Here is a 24986-nt window from a genome sequence, read left to right as displayed (position 1 = left end):
GGCGCGAAGCGCACCTGTTGACTACGACTATTCAGAGCATCAGGATGTGAATAGATTTTCACCGTCGCGAGGAGGCACCGCCATGTCAGGACCCCGCCCCGTTCGGGCACCGCGCGGCAGCGCACTGACCGCCCTGGGATGGCAGCAGGAAGCCGCCCTGCGGATGCTGCAGAACAACCTCGACCCCGAGGTCGCCGAGCACCCCGACAAGCTGGTCGTCTACGGCGGCACCGGCAAGGCCGCCCGTGACTGGCGCTCGTTCGACGCGATGGTCCGCACCCTTCGGACGCTCAAGCAGGACGAGACGATGCTCGTCCAGTCCGGGCGGCCGGTCGGCGTCATGCAGACCCACGAGTGGGCGCCGCGCGTGCTCATCGCCAACTCCAACCTGGTCGGCGACTGGGCCAACTGGGAGGAGTTCCGCCGCCTGGAGGCGCTCGGGCTCACCATGTACGGCCAGATGACCGCCGGGTCCTGGATCTACATCGGCACCCAGGGCATCCTCCAGGGCACCTACGAGACCTTCGCCGCCGTCGCCGCCAAGAAGTTCGGCGGGACGCTGGCCGGGACGATCACCCTGACCGCCGGGCTCGGCGGCATGGGCGGCGCCCAGCCGCTCGCCGTCACCATGAACGACGGCGTCGCCATCTGCATCGACTGCGACCCGCGCGCCATCGAGCGCCGCATCGAGCACCGCTTCCTCGACGTGAAGGCGGACAACCTGGAGCACGCCCTCCAGCTCGCCGTCGAGGCCCGCGACGCCCGCCGCCCGCTCTCCATCGGCCTCCTCGGCAACGCCGCCGAACTTCTGCCCCGGATGCTCGCCGAGAGCGCGCCCATCGACATCGTCACCGACCAGACCAGCGCCCACGACCCGCTGGCCTACCTGCCGCTCGGCGTCGACTTCGACGACATGGCCGACCTCGCCGCCGACAAGCCCGCCGACTTCACCCGGCGCGCCCGCGAGTCGATGGCCCGCCACGTCGAGGCCATGGTCGGCTTCATGGACGCCGGCGCCGAGGTCTTCGACTACGGCAACTCCATCCGCGGCGAGGCCCAGCTCGCCGGCTACGACCGCGCCTTCGACTTCCCCGGCTTCGTTCCCGCCTACATCCGCCCCCTCTTCTGCGAGGGCAAGGGCCCCTTCCGCTGGGCCGCGCTCTCCGGCGAGGCGTCCGACATCCACAAGACCGACAAGGCGATGCTGGAGCTGTTCCCGGAGAACGAGTCGCTGCACCGCTGGATCAGGATGGCCGGCGAGCGCGTCCACTTCCAGGGCCTGCCCGCCCGCATCTGCTGGCTCGGCTACGGCGAGCGCGACAAGGCCGGCGAGCGCTTCAACGACATGGTCGCGAGCGGCGAACTGGCCGCCCCGCTGGCCATCGGCCGCGACCACCTGGACTGCGGCTCGGTCGCCTCCCCGTACCGCGAGACCGAGGCCATGCTCGACGGCTCCGACGCCATCGCCGACTGGCCGCTGCTCAACGCCATGGTCAACGTCGCCTCCGGCGCCTCCTGGGTCTCCCTCCACCACGGCGGCGGCGTCGGCATGGGCCGCTCCATCCACGCGGGCCAGGTCTCCGTCGCCGACGGCACGAAGCTGGCGGGCGAGAAGATCCGCCGCGTGCTGACGAACGACCCGGGCATGGGCGTCATCCGCCACGTCGACGCCGGGTACGACATCGCCGAGAACGTCGCCGCCGACCAGGGCGTACGCGTCCCCATGACGGAGGGCAACTGATGCCGTCCGGCGGGCCCGAGAACACCCCCGGCACGCCCGGGGGCGGACCGGTCACCGCTCCCGGCACCCGGGAGCGGTGGCGCGCGGGTGACTCCTTCCTCTCGATGTGGCGGGAGCTGGCCCCCATCGGGCGCCACCCCGACAGCGGCGGCTACCGGCGCTACGCCTGGTCGCCGGCGGACCTCGACTGCCGGGCCTGGTTCCGCGCGCAGGCCGGGGCGCGCGGCCTCGCGTACGAGACCGACCGCAACGGCAACCAATGGGCCTGGCTCGGCGACCCGCTGGCCGGGGACGCCGTCGTCACCGGCTCGCACCTGGACTCCGTCCCGGACGGCGGCGCCTTCGACGGGCCGCTCGGCGTGGTGTCGTCCTTTGCCGCGCTCGACGAACTCCACCGCAGGGGAGTGGAGTTCACCCGCCCCCTGGCGATCGCCAACTTCGGGGACGAGGAGGGCGCCCGCTTCGGTCTGGCCTGCGTCGGGTCCCGGCTCGCCGCCGGACAGCTCGCCGTGGCCGACGCCCACCGGCTGCGCGACGGGGACGGGACCAGCCTGCCCGCCGCCATGGAGGGAGCCGGATACGACCCCGGGACCATCGGCCCCGACCCGGAACGGCTCGCCCGGATCGGCGCGTTCGTCGAACTCCACGTCGAGCAGGGCCGCGCCCTCGACCTGACCGGCGACCCCGTCGGCATCGCCTCCGCCATCTGGCCGCACGGCCGCTGGCGGTTCGACTTCCGGGGCGAGGCCAACCACGCGGGCACCACCCGCCTCGCCGACCGCCGCGACCCGATGCTCACGTACGCCGAGACCGTCCTCGCCGCCCGCCGCGAAGCCGAACTGACCGGCGCTCTCGCCACCTTCGGCAAGATCGCCGTCGAGCCCAACGGCGTCAACGCCATCCCCTCCCTCGTGCGCGGCTGGCTCGACTCCCGCGCCGCCGACCAGGCCTCCCTCGACGCCGTCGTCACCGGAATCGAGCGCGCCGCCCGGGAGTACGCCGAGCGGGCCGGGATCGACCTCCACGTCGTGCGCGAGTCGTTCACGCCCGTCGTCGCGTTCGAGCACGCCCTGCGCGACGAGCTCGGCAAGATCCTGGAGGGGGCCGGCGACACGGCGCGGCCCGTGCCCGTCCTCGGCACCGGCGCGGGCCACGATGCGGGTATTTTGTCCGCCTCGGCGCCCACCGCCATGCTCTTCGTGCGCAACCCCACCGGCATCTCGCACTCACCCGCCGAGCACGCCACCGAGGACGACTGCACGGCCGGGGTCGAGGCACTCGCCGACGTACTGGAAGGTCTCGCGTGCAGCTGACACACCGGACGACGGGCGCGCCCGTCACCGCGACGTACTGGATGGACCACGCCTGGCTCGGCACCCACGTCGAGCCGGGCGTCACCCTCGACGTCGCGGACGGCCGCATCGCCGGGATCAGAACCGGGGTCGGTACCCCGCCGCCCGGCGCGACGGCGCTGCGCGGCCTGACCCTCCCCGGCCTCGCCAACACCCACTCCCACGCCTTCCACCGGGCCCTGCGCGCCACCGTCCAGGTCGGCTCGGGCACCTTCTGGACCTGGCGCGAGCTGATGTACCGGACGGCCTCCCGGCTCACCCCGGACACCTACTTCGACCTGGCCCGCGCCACCTACGCCGAGATGGCGCTGGCCGGCATCACCGCCGTCGGCGAATTCCACTACCTGCACCACGCCCCCGGCGGAACCCCGTACGCCAACCCGAACGCCATGGGCGAAGCGCTGATCGCGGCCGCCGCCGAGGCCGGGATCCGGATCACCCTGCTGGACGCCGCCTATCTCGCCGCCGGATTCGGCGAGCAGCCCAACCGGCACCAGCTGCGCTTCTCCGACACCACCGCCGAGGCCTGGGCGGAGCGCGCCTCCCTCCTCAAGGGCGACGACCACACCCTCATCGGCGCGGCCGTCCACTCCGTCCGGGCGGTCCCGGCCGGACAGCTGGCCACCGTCGTGCGGTGGGCCGAGGAGCGGAACGCCCCGCTCCACGTCCACCTCTCCGAGCAGACGGCGGAGAACGACGCCTGCTACGCCGCCCACGGCCGCACCCCCACCCGGCTGCTGGCCGACCACGGGGTCCTCGGCCCGCGCACCACCGGCATCCACAACACGCACCTGACCGAGGCGGACATCGAGCTGCTCGGCTCCTCGGCCACCGGCACCTGCATGTGCCCCACCACCGAACGCGACCTGGCCGACGGCATCGGCCCCGCCGCCGCCCTCCAGAAGGCGGGCTCGCCGCTCTCGCTGGGCAGCGACAGCCACGCTGTGATCGACCTCTTCGAAGAGGCGCGCGCGATGGAGCTCAACGAGCGGCTGCGCACGCACGTCCGGGGCCACTGGACGGCCGCTGCCCTGCTCCGCGCCGCCTCCGCCGACGGGCACGCCGCACTCGGCCGCCCCGACGCGGGGGTGCTGGAGCCGGGCGCCCCCGCCGATCTGACCACCGTCGCCCTGGACTCCGTCAGGACGGCCGGACCGATGCCCCGACTGGCAGCGGAAACCGCCGTATTCGCCGCCTCCGCCGCTGATGTGCGGCACACGGTCGTGGCGGGCCGGCACATCGTCCGGGACGGCCGTCACACCCGGATCGAGGACGTGCCCCGGGCGCTCGCCGAGGCCGTGGCCGCCCTGCACCACTGACCCCGGACCCGCCCGACACCCCGGACGCGCCGGAGATGTCAGACCCGCCGGAGATCTCGAACCCGCCCGCGACCCCGGACCGGAACCCGCCCGCGACCCCGGACCGGATTCCGCCCGCGACCGCGGACCGGGCCCCGCCCGCAGAACCGGACCGAACCCCGCCCGCGACCCCGGACCGGAGCCCGCCCGCCGAACCGGGCCCTCCGGAACGCAAGGAGAACGCTCTCCAGATGACGACCACAGCCATCACCCACATCGCCAGCCTGGTCACCAATGACCCCTCCCTCGGCAACGGGACCCCCCTGGGCCTGATCCAGGACGCGGCCGTCGTCATCGACGGCGACCGCATCGCGTGGACCGGTGAATCCAGCAAAGCACCCGCCACTGACAACGTCCTCGACGCGGCCGGCCGCGCGGTGGTCCCGGGCTTCGTCGACTCCCACTCCCACCTGGTCTTCGCGGGCGACCGCACCCAGGAGTTCAACGCCCGCATGTCCGGGCAGCCCTACCGCGCCGGCGGCATCCGCACCACCGTCGCCGCCACCCGGGCCGCCTCCGACGAGGAGCTCTCCGCCAACGTCGCGCGGTATCTCGCCGAGGCCCTGCGCCAGGGCACCACCACCTTCGAGACCAAGTCCGGCTACGGCCTCACCGTCGAGGACGAGGCCCGCGCCCTGCGGATCGCGTCCCGCCACACCGACGAGGTCACCTACCTGGGCGCCCACATCGTGTCCCCCGACTACGCCGACGACCCCGCAGGGTACGTCGACCTGGTCACCGGCCCGATGCTGGAGGCCTGCGCCCCGCACGCCCGCTGGATCGACGTGTTCTGCGAGCAGGGCGCCTTCGACGGCGACCAGGCCCGTGCCATCCTCACGGCGGGCCGCGCCAAGGGGCTGCACCCCCGGATCCACGCCAACCAGCTGACGTACGGCCCCGGCGTCCAGCTCGCCGTCGAGCTCGACGCCGCCTCGGCCGACCACTGCACCCACCTCACCGACGCGGACGTCGACGCGCTCGGCCAGGGCGACACGGTGGCCACGCTGCTCCCGGGCGCGGAGTTCTCCACCCGCGCCACCTGGCCCGATGCCCGCCGTCTTCTCGACGCGGGGGCCACCGTCGCACTCTCCACGGACTGCAACCCCGGCTCGTCGTTCACCTCGTCCGTGCCGTTCTGTGTCGCGCTGGCCGTGCGCGACATGGGGATGACCCCGGACGAGGCGATCTGGTCGGCCACGGCGGGCGGGGCCGCTGCCCTGCGGCGTACCGACATCGGCCGGATCACCCCCGGCGCCCGCGCCGACCTGGTCCTCCTGGACGCCCCGAGCCACGTCCACCTCGCCTACCGCCCGGGCGTCCCGCTGGTCAGCGCGGTCTGGCGGAGCGGGCAGCGGGTGGTGTGACGGCGGCCCGGGGGCCGGGGCGGGGGGCCGGTCGGCGGAAGCGCCCCACACGCGGAAGGACCCGCTCCCGGCATCCGGGGCGGGTCCTTCCGCGGTGCTGCTCGAACGGCCCGAGGAGCCCCTCGCGGGACAGGGGCCGCGTCGGGGTCACTCCTCCAGGGTCAGACCCTTGCGGAGCTTGGTCAGCGTCCGGGAGAGCAGCCGGGACACGTGCATCTGCGAGATGTTCAGTTCCTCGCCGATCTCCGACTGCGTCATGTTGCTGACGAAGCGGAGCGAGAGGATCATCCGGTCCCTGGAAGGCAGCGCGGCGATCAGCGGCTTCAGCGACTCGATGTACTCGATGCCTTCGAGACCGTGGTCCTCGTAGCCGATGCGGTCCGCGAGGGCGCCCTCGTGGTCGTCCTCCTCGGGCTTGGCGTCCAGCGAGCTCGCGGTGTAGGCGTTGCTCGCGGACATGCCCTCGACGACCTCGTCCTGGGTGATGCCGAGGCGCTCGGACAGCTCCGCCACGGTGGGCGCGCGGTCCAGCTGCTGGGAGAGTTCGTCGCCCGCCTTCGCCAGGTCGAGCCGCAGCTCCTGGAGCCGGCGCGGTACGCGCACGGACCAGCTGGTGTCACGGAAGAAGCGCTTGATCTCGCCGACGATCGTCGGCATCGCGAAGGTGGGGAACTCCACGCCGCGGCTCAGCTCGAACCGGTCGATCGCCTTGATCAGGCCGATGGTGCCGACCTGGACGATGTCCTCCATCGGCTCGCTGCGGGAGCGGAACCGGGAGGCGGCGAACTTGACGAGCGCGAGATTGAGTTCGACGAGGGTGTTGCGGACGTAGCTGTACTCGTGGGTGCCCTCTTCGAGGGACTCCAGCCGCTCGAAGAGCGTCTTCGACAGGGCCCTGGCGTCCAGAGCGCCTATTTCGGCGTAGGGCGGGATCTCGGGAAGTCCTTCGAGTCCTTCGAGCCCCCTGCCGACCGCGTCGGAGAAGTCTGAGGTGGTGCCGGTGAAGCCGGTGGTGCTGGTGCGCGGGCCGGGAACGGCGCTCGCGGCGGGGGAGTCGGAATTGATCGGTCCCTGAGGACATGCCGACGACGCGTTGTGGGTACGCGCTTCGTCGAGCCGGGGTGACATGGGTCTCCTCCATCGTTCTCGGCATATGGCTGCCGATGCCCCTACGTGTTCCTGCGGTGAAGCGGCGCCTCCAAAGCCGGTCGTGTTCGGGTGTCCCTCTACCCATACCCGGTTCTGACCAGCGGTGACAAGCGCCAATTCATGCTATATGTCCGGTTTGTTGAGGTCTCCGACTACCGCGTGGCGTACGGAACGCGTACTGTTTTACGCACGTCGGCGGCAGCTACGCATACAGCCGCACAGGCAGTGACGCGCACAGTGACGAACGGCGAAGAGGGACAGGCATGGACCGCGGGACGGTCGGCAGTGCTAACCGGGGGCGACTTCAGGTCGAGGCCCGGACCGAGGGGCGCAGCGAGGTCGTGACGCCGGTGGGTGAGCTCGACCACCACACCGCCGATCTGCTGCGCGAGCCCCTGGAGAGTGCGGTCGAGCAGGGGCGTTCGCGCCTGGTGGTCGACTGCTCTCGCCTGGATTTCTGCGATTCCACCGGGTTGAACGTGCTGCTCGGCGCCCGCCTCAAGGCGGAGGCGGCCGGCGGAGGGGTTCATCTGGCCGGAATGCTGCCCGTCGTGGCGAGGGTGTTCGAGATCACTGGCGCGGAGGCGGTCTTCACCGTCCACGCCACGCTCGAAGAGGCCCTGGTCACCTGACCCGGTATGAACGTGCGGCTGCGGATATCCCCGATGTCGCCCGTGTCACGCGATCGTGTGCCACAAGTGGGTGTTGTTACGACGCGGCCGGGCAGGAGACACCCCGGCGGTGCCCCGCAAGGGCTCCGGCACACTCGGTAACTGATCACTATCTGTTCAACGGCGACATGGCGACATGGCGAATCGGTGAGGTGAAGCGCTGATGAGCACCACCCGGCAGCATCCGCCGGGCGACCTCGGTCGCGAGCCGGACGGAGCGGGCGCAGCCTCGACCGTCCCGGCCGCGCGGCAGTGGCGCACGCTCTCACTGGGGCAGGCCGCGGGCATCGTTCCTGCGGCCCGCGACTTCGCTCGGCAGGCGCTGCACGACTGGGGCTGGCTCCCGGCGTCCACCGCGGACCGCAGGGCCGCCGCCGAGGACGTCCTGCTGGTCGTCTCCGAGCTGGTGACCAACGCCTGTCTGCACGCGGAGGGCCCCGAGGAGCTGCGGATCGGCCACACCTCCAAGGTGCTGCGCGTGGAGGTCGTCGACCGGGGGGCCGGCCAGCCCGCGCCCCGTACGCCCCATCGCGCCGGCCGGCCCGGGGGGCACGGCATGTTCATCGTGCAGCGCCTCTGCCTCGACTGGGGTGTCCTGCGCACGCCGGACGCCCCGGGCAAGACCGTCTGGGCGGAGCTGGCCGCGCCGGCCTAGGCGTGCGGGCGGAGCCGGCCGCGCTGGCCTGGCCCGCGTTCCTTGCCCGTACGCCTCGCCGGTACGCCTCGGTCGTACCCCTCACCCGCACCGCGAAGAGCGCGCCCGATCGGCGCGCTTTTTGTCTTGCCCCATCAGGCCCCCGGCGTACCTTGAGCGCCAATTCTGATGCGCCGTCAGCAATGCGGTCATCATGGCCGCCGGTACGACGACCACCTGGACCCCTCCCGCCGGCGTGGCCGTCTCCCTGGAGCTGGACGCCTCGGCCCAGCCGGGCGGCGCGTCCGGCGGTAGCGGCGGCGCGGCGGCCTCCCGCCGACCCGAACCGCACGGCCGTACGACAGCAGACCCGCACGGCAGCGGTCCCGCATGACAGCGGCCCGCACGACAGCAGGCACGCACGACAGCGGCCCGCACGGGATGTTCGTGCGGGCCGCTGTCGTGTGCCGAGCGTGCTGGGTACAGCTGCGGACGAGCTACTTGACGTTGCCCATGAGCGCGCGGATCTTGCGCCCCGCCACGATGAAGGCGAGGCCCGCCGCGACGGCCACGACCGCCTGCAACGTGTAGTACGCGGCGTCGCCCAGCGGGGCGTTGAGCTTCGTGGTCCAGCCGTTCAGGGCGTTGCCCGTCGATGTGGCCAGGAACCACAGGCCCATGATCTGGCCGACGAACATCTTGGGCGCCAGCTTCGTGGACAGCGACAGGCCGACCGGGGAGAGGCACATCTCACCCATGGTCTGCGCCAGGTAGACGGCGAGCAGCCAGAAGACGGTGACCTTGCCGGTCTCGCTGTTCGCGGCGGCCGCGCCCGCCAGGCCCATGATGCCGAAGGAGCCGCCGATGAGGAGCATCGCCAGCGCGAACTTCATCGGCGTGCTGGGCTCACGGTTGCGCGTGGCCAGCTTGACCCAGAGCCCGGCGAAGACCGGGGCCAGGATGATGACCATGGCGGGGTTGACCGACTGCAGCCAGGAGGCCGGGAACTCCCAGCCGCCGATGAAGCGGTCCGTCTTGTTGTCCGCGAAGATCGTCAGCAGCGAACCGGACTGGTCGTAGATCATCCAGAAGAGCACGGCGGTGACGAAGAACCACACGTACGCCTTGATCTTCGGCCGGTCCTCCTGGGTCAGCGCCGGGTTCCGGAAGATCGAGACGAAGTAGACGACCGGCACGACCACGCCCAGCACCGCCAGGACGTTGACGATGTGCTCGATGTCGTACGTGCCCAGCGCCAGGTCGATCAGCAGCGCGGCGACCGCGACGCCGGACCAGAGGCCCACCTTGCGCAGCATCTGCCGCCGCTCCTCGGGAGAGGCGGGCTTCGCGGGCAGCTTGCCGACGTCACCGAGGTGCTTGGAGCCCAGCGCGTACTGGATGACCGCGAAGGTCATGCCGACACCGGCGACGCCGAAGCCGAGGTGCCAGTTGACGTGCTCGCCGAGGTAGCCGACCAGCAGCGGGGCGGCGAGGCCACCGATGTTGATCGCCATGTAGAAGAGGGTGAAACCGGCGTCACGGCGGGAGCTGGACTGGCCTTCGTAGAGCGCGCCCACCATCGCCGAGATGTTCGGCTTCAGCAGACCCGTACCGGCCGCGATCAGCGCCAGACCGATGAAGAACGCGATGTCACTCGGAAGAGCCAGGGTGAAGTGGCCCAGCGCGATGACGATGCCGCCGACCAGAACGGCCTTGCGGGCGCCCCAGAGGCGGTCGGCGACCCAGCCGCCGGGCATCGCGGCCATGTAGACGACGGCGTTGTAGACACCGTAGATGGAGGCGGCGAGCGCCTCCCGGCCCTCAAGGGGGCCGTCGAGCACAGCGGCCACCAAGTACAGGGTGAGGATGGCGCGCATCCCGTACCAGGAGAAGCGTTCCCACATCTCCGTCATGAACAGGGTGGCCATACCGCGGGGGTGGCCGAAGAAGGTCCTCTCACCGGAACTGGGCGAGTCCTTCGTCAGGCTGGACGCCATGGTCGATCCTTGCTGGTCGGGACGCGACGCCTCGTGAGCTGTACGCGCCCGGTGGGGGGCAGCCGGCACCGGCGCGGCGTACCCCATCCCCACGCCTGAAGGGGACGTGCTCCGTGCGGCCGGGCTCCTGACGGAGCTACGGCGGCGGAGCGGGGAAGAACCGCGTCGGGATCCACACCCGTCGCGCGTTCTCACGCTCCGGGCCCGGCTCACAGGTCATTCACTCGAAGGAGCCGGCGGGAACCGGCCCCGCACACAGAAGGGACCCTTGGCGCTCATGGCTGCCCAAAGGTCCTTGAGTAGTGCAACAGGCGTTGGGACACCATACGACACGACACAGCGGCATATGGAAGGACTTGAGACATGGATCACAGGTCCCGGTGGAACCACGCTCCCATATTCAAAGGTCACCGTCCGCTTTGTGGCACTGACCCGCAGGTGACGTCGTGGGCCTCACTGCGGGTACCCCGTCCGGACTACCATCAGTCCATGACCCGTGTACTGCTCGCCGAGGACGACGCATCCATCTCGGAGCCACTGGCCCGCGCACTGCGTCGGGAGGGTTACGACGTCGAGGTCCGCCAGGACGGTCCGACCGCGCTCGACGCCGGACTCCAGGGCGGTATCGACCTGGTCGTCCTCGACCTGGGGCTCCCCGGCATGGACGGTCTCGAAGTCGCCCGCAGGCTTCGGGCCGGCGGCCACACCATCCCGATCCTGGTGCTGACGGCCCGCGCCGACGAGGTCGACACGGTCGTCGGTCTGGACGCGGGCGCCGACGACTACGTCACCAAGCCGTTCCGGCTCGCCGAGCTGCTCGCCCGGGTCCGCGCCCTGCTGCGCCGTGGGGCCTCCGAGCCCGTCCCGCCGCCCGCCACCCACGGAGTCAGGATCGACGTCGAATCGCACCGGGCCTGGATGGGCGACGAGGAACTCCAGCTCACCGCCAAGGAGTTCGACCTCCTGAGGGTCCTGATCCGGGACGCCGGCCGGGTCGTCACCCGCGACCAGCTGATGCGCGAGGTCTGGGACACCACCTGGTGGTCCTCCACCAAGACCCTCGACATGCACATCTCCTGGCTGCGCAAGAAGCTCGGTGACGACGCCGCCAATCCGCGCTACATCGCCACCGTCCGGGGCGTCGGCTTCCGGTTCGAGAAGAGCTGACGTACGAAGCACCCATGCATCCTGAAGACCGCCCTGAAGGCCGCCCTGAAGACCGCGCCGGAGACCGCCCTGGGGGCCGCTCCGGGGACCGTCCCGACGCCGGTGGCCACGAGCGTCCGGACGGCCTGATGAGGCGGCGGGTATGCGCCGCCGGCTGATCAACTCCACGCTCGCCGTGGTCCTCGTCGTCATCGCCGTCTTCGGCGTCTCGCTGGTGATCGTGGAGACGCGCACCATCAGCGCGAGCGCCCAGGAGAGCGTCGAGTCCGAGGCGCTCCGGCTGATCAGCGTGGTCGACAGCCGGCTGCTGGGCGCGGAGCGGATCAACCCCGGGGTGCTGGCCGAGCAGATCGACCCCAAGCGGTACGCGCTGGTCGAGATCCCCGGCCGCGAGCCCATCGCCGTCGGCGAGCGCCCCGTCGGCAGCGTCCTGCGCGCCGTCGAGACCGGGGAGCAGGGCGAGAGGGTCACCGTCGAGGAGTCCCGCTCGGCCGTTACCCGCGAGGTCGGGCGCACCCTCCTGATCATCGGCGCGGTGGCGCTGCTGGCGATCGTCTCGGCCGTGCTGCTCGCCGTACGCCAGGCGAACCGGCTGACCTCTCCGCTCACCGACCTCGCCGAGACCGCCGAACGCCTCGGCTCCGGGGACCCCCGCCCGCGCCACAAGCGGTACGGGGTGCCCGAACTGGACCGGGTCGCCGACGTCCTGGACTCCTCCGCCGAGCGCATCGCCCGGATGCTGACCGCCGAACGCCGGCTGGCGGCGGACGCCTCGCACCAGCTGCGGACGCCGCTGACCGCGCTCTCCATGCGGATCGAGGAGATCTCGGTCACCGACGACCCCGACACGGTGAAGGAGGAGGCGAACATCGCCCTCACCCAGGTCGAGCGCCTCACCGACGTCGTCGAGCGGCTCCTGACGAACTCCCGCGACCCGCGCACCGGCTCCGCCGTCATCTTCGACCTCGACGAGATCGTCAAGCAGCAGATCGAGGAGTGGCGCCCCGCCTACCGCAGCGCCGGCCGCGCGCTGGTCTGCTCCGGCAAGCACGGGCTGCGGGCCGTCGGCACCCCGGGCGCGGTCGCCCAGGTCCTGGCGGCGCTGATCGAGAACTCCCTCATGCACGGCGGCGGCACCGTCGCCCTGCGCACCCGGGTCACCGGCAACCAGGCGGTCATCGAGGTCACCGACGAGGGCCCCGGCGTCCCCGCCGAACTGGGGGCGCGGATCTTCGAGCGGACCATCAGCGGACGCAACTCCACCGGTATCGGCCTGGCTGTGGCCCGCGATCTCTCGGAGGCGGACGGCGGCCGGCTGGAGCTGCTCCAGCAGCACCCCGCGGTCTTCGCGCTCTTCCTCAGCCGGGTCCCGGTCGAACGCGGGACTCCTGAACGCCCGGTGCGCTGAACGACGGCTCCGATGAACCACCGGCCCTGAGCCACCGGCCCTGAACCCCGGCCGTGAGCGCCCGGCCCTGAGCCACCGGCTCTGAACCCCCGGCCCTGAGCGCCCGGTGCGCTGAACAACGACGGGCGCGGCGCGTCAGTTCCGTACGGGGTTGGGCACTACCCGTTCTTCCGACGGCCTGCGCTGCTCCAGAAACCGTTCCGCGTTCAGCACGGCCTCCTTGGCGGGCAGGGTCTTGAAGACCCAGGTCCGGTAGGACCAGAAGCGGAACAGGGTGGCGACCCCGATGCCGACGATCTTGAAGACGTTGCTCTGGACCGGGGTGTTCCAGCCGAAGCCGTACGTCGCCAGGTACAGCACGCCGGTCTCGATCACCGCGCCCGCCGCACTGAACAGCAGGAAGAGGGCCAGCTCACGGGTCCGGCCGGTCTTGTCGCGGTCCCGGTAGGTCCAGTAGCGGAAGCCCACGTAGTTGAAGAGGATCGCGACGAACGTCGCCACCACACTCGCCCGGACCACCTGGAGGTCCGTCGTGTGCCGCAGCAGGTTGAAGACCGCGATGTTGACCAGCAGGCCGAAAGCGCCGACCGCGCCGAACTTGGCGACCTCCCGGGCCAGCAGCTCAAGCCGGGACCGCAGTGCGCCCCGTTCGCTCATGGTGATCGCTGGCCCCGTCCGTCGGAAGGCGTCTGGAAGACGTGTCGACGCAAGCACGTCAACTCCGCCATGCTAACCAGCCCGCCCGTGTGATGCCCGTGAGTCCGCGGGGGTGGTGGCCGGACTGCATCCGTACGGCCGTCCGGGAACCACCGGCGTGGCGGATACCCTGGAGACGTGACGTTCCCGGTAGTCGGCATGGTCGGCGGCGGTCAGCTCGCCCGCATGACCCACGAGGCGGGCATCCCCCTCGGCCTGAAATTCAAGCTGCTCAGTGACACTCCCCAGGACTCGGCGGCCCAGGTGGTGAGCGAGGTCGTCATCGGCGACTATCGCGACCTGGACACGCTGCGCGCCTTCGCGCGCGGCTGCGACGTGATCACCTTCGATCACGAGCACGTGCCGACCGCGCATCTGCGGGCCCTGGAGGCGGACGGCATCCCCGTGCGCCCCGGCCCCGATGCCCTGGTGCACGCCCAGGACAAGGGGGTGATGCGCGCCAGGCTCGCGGAGATCGGCGCCCCCTGCCCCCGTAACCGCATCGTGAGCGACCCGGCCGACGCCGCCGCGTTCGCCGAGGAGGTCGGCGGCTTCCCCGTCATCCTCAAGACCGTGCGCGGCGGCTACGACGGCAAGGGCGTGTGGGTGGTGCGCTCCGAGGCGGACGCCGCCGACCCGTTCCGCGCCGGGGTCCCGGTCCTCGCGGAGGAGAAGGTCGACTTCGTACGGGAGCTGGCGGCCAACATCGTCCGCTCGCCGCACGGCCAGGCCGTCGCCTACCCGGTCGTCGAGTCCGTCCAGGTCGACGGCGTCTGCGACACGGTGATCGCCCCAGCCCCCGAGCTGGACGAGGAACTGGCCGGCGAGGCCCAGCAGCTCGCGCTGCGCATCGCCGCCGAACTGGGCGTCGTCGGACACCTCGCGGTCGAACTGTTCGAGACGCGTGGACCCGACGGGAAGCCCGGCATCCTGGTCAACGAGCTGGCGATGCGCCCGCACAACTCGGGCCACTGGACCCAGGACGGCGCGATCACCTCCCAGTTCGCCAACCACGTACGGGCGGTCCTCGACCTCCCCCTCGGCGACCCGCGCCCGCGCGCCCCCTGGACGGTCATGTGCAACGTCCTGGGCGGCGACTACCCGGACATGTACCAGGCGTATCTGCACTGCATGGCCCGCGACCCGCAGCTCAAGATCCACATGTACGGCAAGGACGTGAAGCCGGGCCGCAAGGTCGGACACGTCAACACCTACGGCGACGACCTGGCGGACGTGCGGGAGCGCGCCCGGCACGCGGCCGACTACCTGCGAGGAACGATCACCGAATGACTTCTTCCGGCACCGGATCCCCCGCCGCCCCTCTCGTCGGCATCGTCATGGGCTCGGACTCCGACTGGCCCGTCATGGAGGCGGCGGCCAAGGCGCTCGACGAGTTCGAGATCCCCTACGAGGTCGACGTCGTCTCCGCCCACCGCATGCCGCGCGAGATGATCGCGTACGGCGAGGAAGCGGCGGGCCGCGGCCTGAAGACGATCGTCGCGGGCGCGGGCGGGGCGGCCCACCTGCCCGGCATGCTGGCCTCCGTCACCCCGCTGCCGGTCATCGGCGTTCCGGTGCCGCTGAAGTACCTGGACGGCATGGACAGTCTGCTCTCCATCGTCCAGATGCCGGCCGGGGTCCCCGTCGCCACGGTCTCCGTCGGCGGCGCGCGCAACGCGGGCCTGCTGGCCGCGCGGATCCTCGCCGCGTCCGACCCCGCGCTCCAGGAGCGGATGCGGGAGTTCCTGCAGGAGCTGAACGACCAGGCCACCGAGAAGGGCAAACGTCTGCGCGCCAAGGTCCAGGGCGCGGACTCCTTCGGCTTCGGAAAGTAGGGGGCGGCACATGAACGACGCCTATCTGGGGCGGGCCCGCGAGCTCCTCGCCGTCCACCCCGTCGTCGACGGCCACAACGACCTCCCCTGGGCCCTGCGCGAACAGGTCGGATACGACCTCGACGCCCGGGACATCGCCGCCGACCAGCGCGGTCTGCTCCACACCGACCTGAACCGGCTGCGGGCCGGCGGGGTCGGCGGACAGTTCTGGTCGGTGTACGTCCGCACCGACCTGACCGGGGACGCGGCCGTCAGCGCCACCCTGGAGCAGATCGACGTCGTCGGCGAGCTGATCGCCCGCTACCCCACGCACCTGCGGCGCGCGCTCACCGCCGACGACCTGGAGAAGGCCCGCGCCGAGGGCCGGATCGCCTCCCTGATGGGCGCCGAGGGCGGCCACTCCATCAACAACTCGCTGGGCACCCTGCGCGCCCTGTACGACCTGGGCGTCCGCTACATGACGCTCACCCACAACGACAACATCGACTGGGCCGACAGCGCGACGGACCTGCCGCGCCTCGGCGGCCTCTCCGCCTTCGGCCACGAGGTCGTCCGCGAGATGAACCGCGTCGGCATGCTGGTCGACCTCAGCCATGTCGCGGACGGGGTCATGCGCGACGCGCTCGCCACCAGCACCGCGCCGGTGATCTTCTCGCACTCCTCGGCCCGCGCCGTCTGCGACCACCCGCGCAACATCCCCGACGACGTGCTCGCCGCCCTCCCGGCCAACGGCGGCGTCGCGATGGCGACCTTCGTCCCGAAGTTCGTGCTGCCCGAGGCCGTCGCCTGGACCCTGGCCGCCGACCGCAACATGCGCGAGCACGGCCTGCACCACCTCGACACCACCCCGGCCGCGATGCGTATCCACGAGGACTTCGAGGCGGCCAGCCCGCGTCCCCAGGCCACCGTCTCGACCATCGCGGACCACCTCGACCACATGCGCGCGGTCGCTGGCGTCGACCACATCGGCATCGGCGGCGACTACGACGGCACGGCGTTCACCCCGCGGGGCCTGGAGGACGTCTCCGGCTACCCGAACCTCATCGCCGAACTGCTGCGGCGCGGCTGGTCCGAGGGCGACCTCGCCAAGCTGACCTGGCGCAACTCCGTACGTGTGCTGCGCGACGCGGAAGCCGTCGCCCGCGACGAGCAGAGCGTGCGCGGCCCGTCCCACGCGACCATCACGGAGCTGGACGGCCCGCTCGGCTGACGCCGGGAGGTCACGGAGAAGGGCGGCCCGCTCGGCTGACGCCCCGGTGGGTCACGGAGCTGGACGGCCCGCTCGGCTGATACCGAGAGGTCACGGAGCTGGGGCGGACCCGCTCGGCTGACGCCGGGAGGTCTCCCGCGCCGGCCGCCGCGGACGGTCCGCCCGGACCGAGGGCGAGCGCCCCGAAGCGCTCGCCCGTGCGGCGTGCGGCGCCGGCCTTCCGTCAGGCCTTCGGGCGGCCCATGGCCCGGTACGTCCACCCGGCCTCGCGCCACACCGCGCTGTCCAGGGCGTTGCGGCCGTCCAGGATGATCCGGCGAGCGGCCACCTCGCCCAGCTCCGCCGGGTCCAGCTCGCGGAACTCGCGCCACTCCGTCAGGTGCAGCACCACGTCCGCCCCGCGCACCGCCTCCAGCGCGGAGGCGGCGTAGCCGAGCGTCGGGAACAGCCGCCGGGCGTTGTCCATCCCCTTCGGGTCGAACACGGTCACCTGGCCGCCCTGGAGGTGGATCTGCCCGGCGACGTTGAGCGCGGGGGAGTCGCGTACGTCGTCGGAGTCGGGCTTGAACGCGGCGCCCAGCACCGCCACCCGCTTGCCGAGGAACGAGTCGCCGCCCACCGCCTCCCGGGCCAGCTCCACCATGTGGCCGCGGCGGCGCATGTTGATGGAGTCGACCTCGCGGAGGAAGGTGAGCGCCTGGTCCGCGCCCAGCTCGCCGGCGCGCGCCATGAAGGCGCGGATGTCCTTGGGCAGACAGCCGCCGCCGAAGCCGATCCCGGCCCGCAGGAACTTCTTCCCGATGCGTTCGTCGTGCCCGATGGCCTCCGCGAGCTTCACGACGTCCCCGTCGGCGGCCTCGCACACCTCGGCCATCGCGTTGATGAAGGAGATCTTGGTGGCGAGGAAGGAGTTGGCGGAGGTCTTCACCAGCTCGGCGGTCGGGAAGTCGGTCACCACGAACGGCGAGCCCTCCGCGACCGGCACGGCGTACACCTCGCGCAGGAGCTTCTCGGCCCCCTCGCTCGCGACCCCGACGACGATCCGGTCGGGGTGCAGGGTGTCGTTCACGGCGAAGCCCTCGCGGAGGAACTCCGGGTTCCAGGCCAGCTCGACGTCCGCGCCCGCCGGAGCCAGCTCGGCGAGGCGGACCGCGAGGCGGGCGGCGGAGCCCACCGGGACGGTCGACTTGCCGACGACCAGGGCGGGCCGGGTCAGGTGCGGGGCCAGCGAATCGAAGGCGCTGTCGACGTAGCTCATGTCGCAGGCGTACTCGCCGTGCTTCTGCGGGGTGTTCACACAGACGAAGTGGACGTCGCCGAACTCCCCGACCTCCTCCCAGGAGGTGGTGAAGCGCAGCCGCCCGGTGGATCCCTCGATACCGGCGACGTGCCGCTGCAGCATTTCCTCCAGGCCCGGCTCGTACATCGGCACGCGGCCGGTGGAGAGCAGTTCGATCTTCTCCGGTACGACATCGAGCCCCAGGACCTCGAAGCCCAGCTCGGCCATGGCCGCAGCATGGGTGGCGCCGAGATAGCCGGTGCCGATCACAGTGATCCTGAGGGCCATGGAGTGCTCCTGGAAGATACGGACGGACGTGCGGACCGAGCATAGTCGGGGAGCTGAAGGCCGGAATTCACCGCTCTATCCGTGCGCTATCTGTCCGCCGTGCCGGATATGTTCCACCCCTGTCGGGAAGCTCACGTACACGGCACGTATGCCTTCCGGCGGCAGGCGCACTAAAATTGAGTTACTTAACGGTAGTTAGCATCTGGGGAGTGAGCGTCTTGGCGGGTTCGACCGATTTCGACCTGTACCGTCCGGCCGAGGAGCACGACATGCTCCGCGAGACCATCCGTGCGCTCGCCGAGACGAAGATCGCCCCCTTCGCCGCAGCGGTCGACGAGGAGGGCCGCTTCCCGCAGGAGGCGCTGGACGCCCTGGTCGCCTCGGACCTGCACGCCGTCCACGTCCCGGAGGAGTACGGCGGCGCCGGCGCCGACGCGCTCGCCACGGTCATCGTGATCGAGGAGGTGGCCCGCGCCTGCGCCTCCTCCTCCCTCATCCCGGCCGTCAACAAGCTGGGCTCGCTCCCGGTGATCCTCTCGGGCTCCGAGGAGCTGAAGCGCAAGTACCTGGGCCCGCTCGCCAAGGGCGACGCGATGTTCTCGTACGCACTCTCGGAGCCGGACGCCGGCTCCGACGCGGCGGGCATGAAGACGAAGGCCGTGCGCGACGGCGACTTCTGGGTCCTCAACGGCGTGAAGCGCTGGATCACCAACGCGGGCGTCTCCGAGTTCTACACGGTCATGGCCGTCACTGACCCGACCAAGCGCTCCAAGGGCATCTCCGCGTTCGTCGTCGAGAAGTCCGACGAGGGCGTCTCCTTCGGTGCCCCGGAGAAGAAGCTCGGCATCAAGGGCTCCCCGACCCGCGAGGTCTACCTCGACAACGTGCGCATCCCGGCCGACCGGATGATCGGCGAGGAGGGCACCGGCTTCGCCACCGCGATGAAGACCCTGGACCACACCCGCGTCACCATCGCCGCTCAGGCCATCGGCATCGCCCAGGGCGCGCTGGACTACGCCAAGGGGTACGTCCAGGAGCGCAAGCAGTTCGGCAAGCCGATCGCGGACTTCCAGGGCATCCAGTTCATGCTCGCCGACATGGCGATGAAGCTGGAGGCGGCCCGCCAGCTCACCTATTCGGCCGCCGCCAAGTCCCAGCGCGTCGACGGCGACCTCACCTTCTTCGGTGCCGCGGCCAAGTGCTTCGCCTCCGACGTCGCCATGGAGGTCACCACGGACGCCGTCCAGCTGCTCGGCGGCTACGGCTACACGCGGGACTACCCGGTCGAGCGCATGATGCGCGACGCCAAGATCACCCAGATCTACGAGGGCACGAACCAGGTCCAGCGGATCGTGATGGCGAGGAACCTGCCGTAGCTGGGTTTTCGCAGGTCAGCGGCCATTTTCGATGGCTCGCAGGCTGTGATCGGCTTCCGGTCCGGGCAGGGCCGTTTCGGGCCGATCGTGGGCGTTGTGCTGGGGAAATCCTGGGCTGACGCTGGGCGGAAAACCGCCTCTCACCTGCACAAACATAACGGCCCCCGGCGCTCTGCCGGGGGCCGTTCGCGTGGGCTCTGTCAGGTCTTCTTGCACGGGTTGCGCCCGATGATCTCGTTGACGACGGCCCAGTCCGTCATCGCGGAGAAGAACGAGAACCGCTGGCGGCGGATCCGCGCGGACAGCTTGCGATCCGTCTCCCCTTCCCCGGAACCGCAGCTGGCACCCGTGGAACCGCACCAACACAAAGCCCTGGCCCATTGAGGGCCGGGGCTTTGTTGCTGAGTGTCGACCTACCGGAGCGGGCAGCTGAGCTCTGGGGCGGCGCGGTTCGGGGAGCAGCACGCCAGGGCCAGGGAGAGGAACGAGGGCCGTTCCAGGTAGAAGCCGTGCGACACGTCCCCGCCCCAACCAAGCCGTTCGGCGGCAGAGTTGACCAGTATCGCCAGGCGCGTGCTGTCGCGGTCCGACTCGGAGGCGAACCGGGGCGCGTACTCGGCCAGTCTTTCCCCGAGCCATTCCGCTGCTTCTTTCGGCTCCTGCCAGGTGCCCCGAACCAATGTGCGTGGCTTGATCAGCCAGTACGACGTTTCCAGCGGAGGAAGGTCTACGACGGGGAACTCCGCCTTCACTTCCTTGTACCGCTGGATCAGCTCCGGCTTACCGTCTGGCGTAGGTGGATCGGAGTGCGGAAGTCGCCTCAGCGCCTCATCATCGAACCGTTGCTTCGATCCGGTCCATAGATAGCCGTGGTGGTGCAACTGGTCATCCTGTCCAGGGCAGTTGAAGGCGGCCCCCGCCCTCCCCAGAGAGCGGAGACCGCCAGCCAGTGAGCGGCCAGTCAGGCCGAGACGGTGAAGCGCGTCGGGTCGATACCGGCAGCGTTCAGTTCGGCAGTGGTGAACCTCAGCGGCTCCGCACCGGGCTGCTTACTGTCGCCCAGCGCCCAAGCGCCGGGGCCGATCTTCGCCAGCGTGGCGCAGGACTCGCCGTCCGGATGCGTGTTGCCCCCGCACGCCTTGAAGAACTGGGCGCCGTCGATAGGCAGGCTGTACAGGTCGGTTCCCGGCATGGGTGTGCCTTCCTGTGAGGTCAGTGACGGGGCAGGATCAGGCCGGGTATTGCTCCGACTTCCGCACGTACACAACGCCAGGGCCAAGAGCCGTCGCCGACTCCCGGAACAACTCGTGCAGCATCGATCGGGAGTTGTCCCGCATGGCGTTGGTCGGGTGGTCGGCCAGTAAGGCAGCCTCAGACGGGAGCAGAACCATTTCCGTGTCTGCCATATGCCGACCGTTCCTCGTCAACCACATGGGCACGCGAATGTTCCCATCACCATCCTGATATGCCGGACGGCTTGGGATGGGGTCCATCCGCCAACCCTGCGGGGTCTTCTGACTGTCGCTCTTCGGTTCGGTCGGCATAGGTACATCCTCAGCCCGCAGGCGAGGGACCTCTAGTGCTATTTGCGTTGTCGGGTAAAGATCCCGGACCACTCGTTCAGGAGTTCTCGACACTCGTCTCCGAACACTGCGTACGACTCGTACCTCTCGAAGTCCTCGCGGTATGCGTTCACGTCGCGATGGTCACGCAGGATCAATGCACCGGTTCCGGTTTCCACAGTGGCTAGTCGCCGGTCGTATACCGTGAAAGTGTTCAGCGGCATCTCTGAAATGTGGCCTGCCAAGGGTATGACTCCCAGCCGAACACTAGGAATTCGAGATACCGAAGCCAGTCGGTCGAGCTGCATTGCCATGGCGAGAGGTGGCAGAAAGGGCCAGCGCACGGCTTGTTCCGTCAGCAGGAACGTGAACGACTTTGACGAGTCGTAGAGGACCCTCTGGCGTTCCAGTTTTTTCGCAATGGTCTTGGACTGGTCTCCGGGAGTGTCCGCGATACTGGCACGCACATACTCCGGCGTAGCAAGTAGCCCTGTGATCGCCGAGAGTAGGAAGAATCGGAACTCTGTTGTGACCGTTTCGATCCTGGCTAGCTCGTTCTGCTTCTTTTCTAGGCCCCGACGCCGCGAAGACCAATGATCCTGCCACTCGGTATTCGCGGTGCGAACCAGTTCGAGGATCTGTGAGGCTGCCGGATCATCGGTCCCAAGCGCATCAAGGATCAGCTCTACGTCAACAATGGCGGGAGTGAGTTTCCCACTCTCCATGTTGCTGACCTTGGTTTGTGACATGTTGCAGCGGCGAGCGAGCCAGGTCTGAGTCTTCCCAGCCCGCTTCCGCAGGCTTCGCAGTGCTTCCGCTAGGTCCGACCTGGACTGACCTAGCCGTTCAGGCTCAAAGCTCAAGACCCTTCACGAACTCCTCGAAGGGCACGGACTCAGCTACCGCGATTCGCTGGTATTCGATGAACGGGGCCGCATCGCCCTCGAATACCTCGCGGTTGATCTGCTTCCCGTCAGGCTCATAGTTCATGAGCACGACTTCCGACCGGTCGAACATCCAGAAGTCTTGAACCCCTTCAAGAGGGTTGGTTCTGTCGGTCACGTCGAGAATGCGGATCTGCTCCCCGGCCAAGAGGTGCGGTCGGTAGTACTGGGAGAACTCGAACCGCAGGTACTCGGACAGAGGTCGAGTGGCGATGTGGACGCGTCCTTGAACGCGCCCCTCCGTGACCTGCCTGCGGAGCCGGTCTGTGTACTCGTTGTGGACCGTTGCGGGGTCGATACGCGCGCCGTCGCGGAACGCCTGAAACTCCTCGGCTTCCTGCGGCATGAGGTACTGCGGCAGGGTCTCAAGACGCCATGCTTCCCGCTGGAAACCCTCAAAGCGCGCGGCCCACTCTTCACCAGCCAAGAGCACGGACAGCCTCCCTCAGAACGCCCTCGGGGATCTCGACAAGCCCTTCCCCCTCCGGGGGCTGGAACGCTTTGGACACGTCGCCCTGGACGACGATGGAGCCGGACGCGGTGCGGTAGATGTTCGGGCAGTCGTCCTTGCCGCAAGGTCCCCCGTTGCCGTTTCCGGTGAGTCGGGTCAGTTCCTCACGAGCCATGGCGAAACCCCCTGTCCCCGCTCCCTCGTGGGGCGGCTCCACGACCGTACGGAGGGCGTGCCATCGCCGTCCATGCGGTCGCGCCAATATTTGCGTTGTCGCATAAAACTGTGGTGCCCGCCTCCGCCGGAGGTGGCCTTGGGTATGGCGTGGTCATGCGTTGGTCACGTGACCAACGCATGACCACCAAGGGAACGAGGAAGGTCCCAAGGGGTCGGCTTGGTGATCATGGGGAAATGCTGGGGAGGCACCCTATGGAGAGGGTGTATCCCCAGGTCAGAGCCGTGCTACCGGTAAAGCACCCGGATCTACGAGGGCACGAACCAGGTCCAGCGGATCGTGATGGCGCGCAACCTGCCGTAACGGTCCCTGGCGCGGCGCCACTTGCCACGGCCCCCGGTGTGACCCGCCGGGGGCCGTACGCATGACTTCCTACTGCGGCGAGAGGGCCGCGAACACTCCCCGTACAGCCGTCCCGTCCGGCCAGGTCCAGCCGGCGACGAGACTTCCCGATGCCTCCTGCCCGGCTTCCGCCGCCCGCAGGACGCGGTTGATCCGTACGTCCGCCGCCTGGCCGGGGCCGGCCCCGTGCACGACGACGGTCGGGTCGGGGGTGTCGCTCACGTTCTGCTGCTGCGGCTCCGCCTCGCCGCGCAGAAGAGCGGCCAACCGCGCCAGGACCACCGGGTCGTGGGCGCCGTCGTAGATCCACCGGGTGCCGAGCACCCCGTGCTCGGAGGTGCCGATCAGAGCCTCGTCGGGGACGCCCTCCAGCGCCGCGCCGCGGTAGCCCAGCGGCACCAGATACGCCACCGGCTCCTGCCCGGCCGCGTCCGCCACGACCATGAACTCGATCCCGACCTCCCCTGCCGGATCGTCCAGACGGAAGCCGCCGGCCTTGACCAGGTCCGGCGTTCCCCCGGCGCCCACGTACCAGCTCTGCTTCGGCAGCCAGCCGGTGAGCAGCTCCAGCTTGGTGGGCGTCATGGTGGTGCGGTGGATGGATGCCATGCGGGCTCCCTGATGCGTAGGTCCGGTCCGTCCTCACGACGGCTGTGTGTCCGAACCTAACGGCTGTGTCCGAACCTATGGGCAACGGTCGCTCCGGTGCCCGGAGTATCCGGCCGCGCCTAGGATGCAGCGATGATCATCTGGCTGAACGGAACCTTCGGCGCGGGCAAGACCACCACCGCGAAGGAGGTGACCTCGCTCCTCCCGGACTCCCGGCTGTTCGACACCGAGAAGGTCGGCGAGATGCTCTGGCATGTGCTCGGCGTGCCGGAGAAGGACTTCCAGGACTTTCCGCCATGGAGGGGCCTGGTGGTGGAGACCGCGCGGCAGGTGCTCGACCACGTGGGCGGAACGCTGGTGGTCACGCAGACGGTTCTGGTGGAGTCGTACTGGCAGGAGATCCACGACGGCCTGGCGCGGGCCGGTATCCCCGTGCACCACGTCCTGCTGCACACGGACCGCGACACGCTCGTCGAACGTATCGAGACCGACAGCAAGCCCGAGAGCGCCGGCGCCCGGCAGTGGCGCCTGGACCATCTGTCCGACTACGAGCGGGCCCTGCCCTGGCTCCGCCGGGAGGCCCGGGAGATCGACACGACGGGTGTCACGCCCGCGGAGGTGGCGGAGACCGTCCTGCGAGGGGTGCGCACAGGCACGTAGGCAGGCAGGTAGGGGGTACGGCACCGGCCGGGCCGTGCCCGCGCGTCAGCGGACGACCTCGAAGACGTTCTTCTGGATGCCGTTGGCGTACGCCTCGTGCTCGATGAGCTTCAGCTTCTGGGTGTCCTTGTCCGTCTCGCTGAACAGGCGCTTGCCCGCGCCGAGCAGGAGCGGGAAGACGAGCAGGTGGTACCGGTCGATCAGGTCGGCGTCCGAGAGGTTCCGGTTCAGTTCGGTGCTGCCGTGGACGATGATCGGGCCGCCCTCGGTCTCCTTCAGGGCGGCGACCTCGTCGAGCGACCGCAGGATCGTGGTCTCGCCCCAGTCGGAGACCAGGTCGTCGTCGGTCAGCCCGGTGGAGACGACGTACTTCGGCATCGCCTTGTACCCCGTGAACTCCTCCATGCCCGGCCACACCGGACTGAACGCCTCGTAGCTCTTCCGGCCCATCATCAGGGCGGCGGCCTCCTCCTGCTCCCGGCCCTTGAGCTCGTACGCCTCCGGCAGGAACTCCACGTCCCTGAACGTCCACCCCGAGTTCCGGTAGCCCGGCTCACCGCCCGGGGCCTCCATGACGCCGTCGAGCGAAATGAAGGCGGTGCTGATCAGGGTGCGCATCAGGTCTCCTGGCTGTGTCGTGGTGGGCCCCGGGTTCCGG

The 24986-nt window shown here is 70.0% G+C and carries 25 protein-coding genes; 14 read left to right on the top strand and 11 right to left on the bottom strand.

Going from position 1 to position 24986, the window contains the following annotated elements:
• Positions 1-82 precede the first annotated feature (82 nt).
• From hutU to hutI, 4 genes are all read left to right on the top strand, one after another.
• Positions 83-1741, top strand: coding sequence for a urocanate hydratase (gene hutU / locus PSQ21_RS12325; RefSeq protein WP_274030532.1), 1659 nt, complete (start codon positions 83-85; stop codon positions 1739-1741).
• Positions 1741-3054, top strand: a complete 1314-nt coding sequence (locus PSQ21_RS12320; RefSeq protein ID WP_397990472.1) for an allantoate amidohydrolase — start codon at positions 1741-1743, stop codon at positions 3052-3054. The genes hutU and PSQ21_RS12320 overlap by 1 nt, the downstream gene beginning before the upstream one ends.
• A complete protein-coding gene (locus PSQ21_RS12315) occupies positions 3045-4412 on the top strand; it encodes a formimidoylglutamate deiminase (protein WP_274030531.1) in 1368 nt (455 codons plus the stop codon). Before PSQ21_RS12320 ends, PSQ21_RS12315 begins: the two co-directional genes overlap by 10 nt.
• Positions 4413-4642: 230 nt before the next feature.
• Positions 4643-5815 carry an imidazolonepropionase gene (gene hutI / locus PSQ21_RS12310; RefSeq protein ID WP_274030530.1) on the top strand — a complete coding sequence of 391 codons (1173 nt, stop codon included), beginning with the start codon at positions 4643-4645 and terminating at the stop codon, positions 5813-5815.
• A 147-nt stretch (positions 5816-5962) separates the two neighbouring features.
• On the opposite strand, the gene PSQ21_RS12305 is transcribed toward hutI, so the two are convergent.
• Positions 5963-6943: an RNA polymerase sigma factor SigF gene (locus tag PSQ21_RS12305; protein ID WP_274030529.1), complete on the bottom strand. Its 981-nt coding sequence runs from the start codon at positions 6941-6943 to the stop codon at positions 5963-5965.
• 284 nt (positions 6944-7227) lie between these two features.
• Between PSQ21_RS12305 and PSQ21_RS12300 the strand changes: the two genes are divergently transcribed.
• From PSQ21_RS12300 to PSQ21_RS12290, 3 genes are all read left to right on the top strand, one after another.
• Entirely contained in the window at positions 7228-7596 is a 369-nt protein-coding gene (locus PSQ21_RS12300) for an STAS domain-containing protein (RefSeq protein ID WP_097867211.1), read from the top strand.
• A 202-nt stretch (positions 7597-7798) separates the two neighbouring features.
• Positions 7799-8290 carry an ATP-binding protein gene (locus PSQ21_RS12295; RefSeq protein ID WP_274030528.1) on the top strand — a complete coding sequence of 164 codons (492 nt, stop codon included), beginning with the start codon at positions 7799-7801 and terminating at the stop codon, positions 8288-8290.
• Positions 8291-8483: 193 nt separating this feature from the next.
• On the top strand, positions 8484-8663 hold the full coding sequence (locus PSQ21_RS12290) for a hypothetical protein (protein ID WP_274030527.1): 180 nt from the start codon (positions 8484-8486) through the stop codon (positions 8661-8663).
• 103 nt (positions 8664-8766) lie between these two features.
• Here the strand turns inward: PSQ21_RS12290 and PSQ21_RS12285 are convergent, their stop codons facing one another.
• Positions 8767-10266, bottom strand: coding sequence for a peptide MFS transporter (locus PSQ21_RS12285; RefSeq protein WP_274030526.1), 1500 nt, complete (start codon positions 10264-10266; stop codon positions 8767-8769).
• A gap of 489 nt (positions 10267-10755) precedes the next feature.
• On the opposite strand from PSQ21_RS12285, the gene PSQ21_RS12280 reads away from it, so the two are divergent.
• Both PSQ21_RS12280 and PSQ21_RS12275 read left to right on the top strand, forming a co-directional pair.
• On the top strand, positions 10756-11433 hold the full coding sequence (locus tag PSQ21_RS12280) for a response regulator transcription factor (protein ID WP_274030525.1): 678 nt from the start codon (positions 10756-10758) through the stop codon (positions 11431-11433).
• A 142-nt stretch (positions 11434-11575) separates the two neighbouring features.
• The gene (locus tag PSQ21_RS12275) at positions 11576-12841 is read left to right on the top strand and encodes an ATP-binding protein (protein ID WP_274030524.1); all 1266 of its coding nucleotides are present in this window, start codon (positions 11576-11578) and stop codon (positions 12839-12841) included.
• Between the two features lie 135 nt (positions 12842-12976).
• On the opposite strand, the gene PSQ21_RS12270 is transcribed toward PSQ21_RS12275, so the two are convergent.
• Positions 12977-13498 carry a GtrA family protein gene (locus PSQ21_RS12270; RefSeq protein WP_274030523.1) on the bottom strand — a complete coding sequence of 174 codons (522 nt, stop codon included), beginning with the start codon at positions 13496-13498 and terminating at the stop codon, positions 12977-12979.
• A gap of 177 nt (positions 13499-13675) precedes the next feature.
• On the opposite strand from PSQ21_RS12270, the gene PSQ21_RS12265 reads away from it, so the two are divergent.
• From PSQ21_RS12265 to PSQ21_RS12255, 3 genes are read left to right on the top strand one after another with little or no spacing between them, the layout of a single operon-like run.
• A complete protein-coding gene (locus tag PSQ21_RS12265; RefSeq protein ID WP_274030522.1) occupies positions 13676-14827 on the top strand; it encodes a 5-(carboxyamino)imidazole ribonucleotide synthase in 1152 nt (383 codons plus the stop codon).
• Complete coding sequence (gene purE / locus PSQ21_RS12260) at positions 14824-15372, top strand: 5-(carboxyamino)imidazole ribonucleotide mutase (RefSeq protein WP_274030521.1); 549 nt, start codon at positions 14824-14826, stop codon at positions 15370-15372. Before PSQ21_RS12265 ends, purE begins: the two co-directional genes overlap by 4 nt.
• A gap of 10 nt (positions 15373-15382) precedes the next feature.
• The gene (locus PSQ21_RS12255; RefSeq protein ID WP_274030520.1) at positions 15383-16582 is read left to right on the top strand and encodes a dipeptidase; all 1200 of its coding nucleotides are present in this window, start codon (positions 15383-15385) and stop codon (positions 16580-16582) included.
• 223 nt (positions 16583-16805) lie between these two features.
• Here the strand turns inward: PSQ21_RS12255 and PSQ21_RS12250 are convergent, their stop codons facing one another.
• Entirely contained in the window at positions 16806-18149 is a 1344-nt protein-coding gene (locus PSQ21_RS12250; protein ID WP_274030519.1) for a UDP-glucose dehydrogenase family protein, read from the bottom strand.
• Between the two features lie 218 nt (positions 18150-18367).
• Between PSQ21_RS12250 and PSQ21_RS12245 the strand changes: the two genes are divergently transcribed.
• Positions 18368-19525, top strand: coding sequence for an acyl-CoA dehydrogenase (locus PSQ21_RS12245; RefSeq protein WP_274035723.1), 1158 nt, complete (start codon positions 18368-18370; stop codon positions 19523-19525).
• 413 nt (positions 19526-19938) lie between these two features.
• Here PSQ21_RS12245 and PSQ21_RS12240 read toward each other — a convergent pair whose 3' ends face one another.
• The 6 genes from PSQ21_RS12240 to PSQ21_RS12215 all read right to left on the bottom strand — a co-directional run bounded on the left by PSQ21_RS12240 (position 19939) and on the right by PSQ21_RS12215 (position 23668).
• Positions 19939-20406, bottom strand: coding sequence for a hypothetical protein (locus PSQ21_RS12240; RefSeq protein ID WP_274030518.1), 468 nt, complete (start codon positions 20404-20406; stop codon positions 19939-19941).
• A gap of 80 nt (positions 20407-20486) precedes the next feature.
• Complete coding sequence (locus PSQ21_RS12235) at positions 20487-20717, bottom strand: DUF397 domain-containing protein (protein WP_274030517.1); 231 nt, start codon at positions 20715-20717, stop codon at positions 20487-20489.
• 390 nt (positions 20718-21107) lie between these two features.
• Entirely contained in the window at positions 21108-21950 is an 843-nt protein-coding gene (locus PSQ21_RS12230) for a helix-turn-helix domain-containing protein (RefSeq protein WP_274030516.1), read from the bottom strand.
• Positions 21940-22464 (bottom strand): DUF6879 family protein, encoded by a 525-nt coding sequence (locus PSQ21_RS12225; protein WP_274030515.1) that lies wholly within the window; start codon positions 22462-22464, stop codon positions 21940-21942. The genes PSQ21_RS12230 and PSQ21_RS12225 overlap by 11 nt, the downstream gene beginning before the upstream one ends.
• Complete coding sequence (locus tag PSQ21_RS12220) at positions 22448-22657, bottom strand: hypothetical protein (RefSeq protein ID WP_274030514.1); 210 nt, start codon at positions 22655-22657, stop codon at positions 22448-22450. The genes PSQ21_RS12225 and PSQ21_RS12220 overlap by 17 nt, the downstream gene beginning before the upstream one ends.
• 432 nt (positions 22658-23089) lie before the next feature.
• Entirely contained in the window at positions 23090-23668 is a 579-nt protein-coding gene (locus PSQ21_RS12215; protein WP_274030513.1) for a maltokinase N-terminal cap-like domain-containing protein, read from the bottom strand.
• A gap of 132 nt (positions 23669-23800) precedes the next feature.
• Between PSQ21_RS12215 and PSQ21_RS12210 the strand changes: the two genes are divergently transcribed.
• Positions 23801-24328, top strand: a complete 528-nt coding sequence (locus tag PSQ21_RS12210) for an AAA family ATPase (RefSeq protein WP_274030512.1) — start codon at positions 23801-23803, stop codon at positions 24326-24328.
• 45 nt (positions 24329-24373) lie between these two features.
• Here the strand turns inward: PSQ21_RS12210 and PSQ21_RS12205 are convergent, their stop codons facing one another.
• Positions 24374-24946 carry a dihydrofolate reductase family protein gene (locus PSQ21_RS12205; RefSeq protein ID WP_274030510.1) on the bottom strand — a complete coding sequence of 191 codons (573 nt, stop codon included), beginning with the start codon at positions 24944-24946 and terminating at the stop codon, positions 24374-24376.
• Positions 24947-24986: the final 40 nt, after the last annotated feature.

This window comes from Streptomyces sp. MMBL 11-1 (genome assembly GCF_028622875.1).
Classification (GTDB): domain Bacteria; phylum Actinomycetota; class Actinomycetes; order Streptomycetales; family Streptomycetaceae; genus Streptomyces.
Note: the sequence above shows the minus strand (reverse complement) of the source record. Positions and strands in the feature narration are given on the sequence as shown.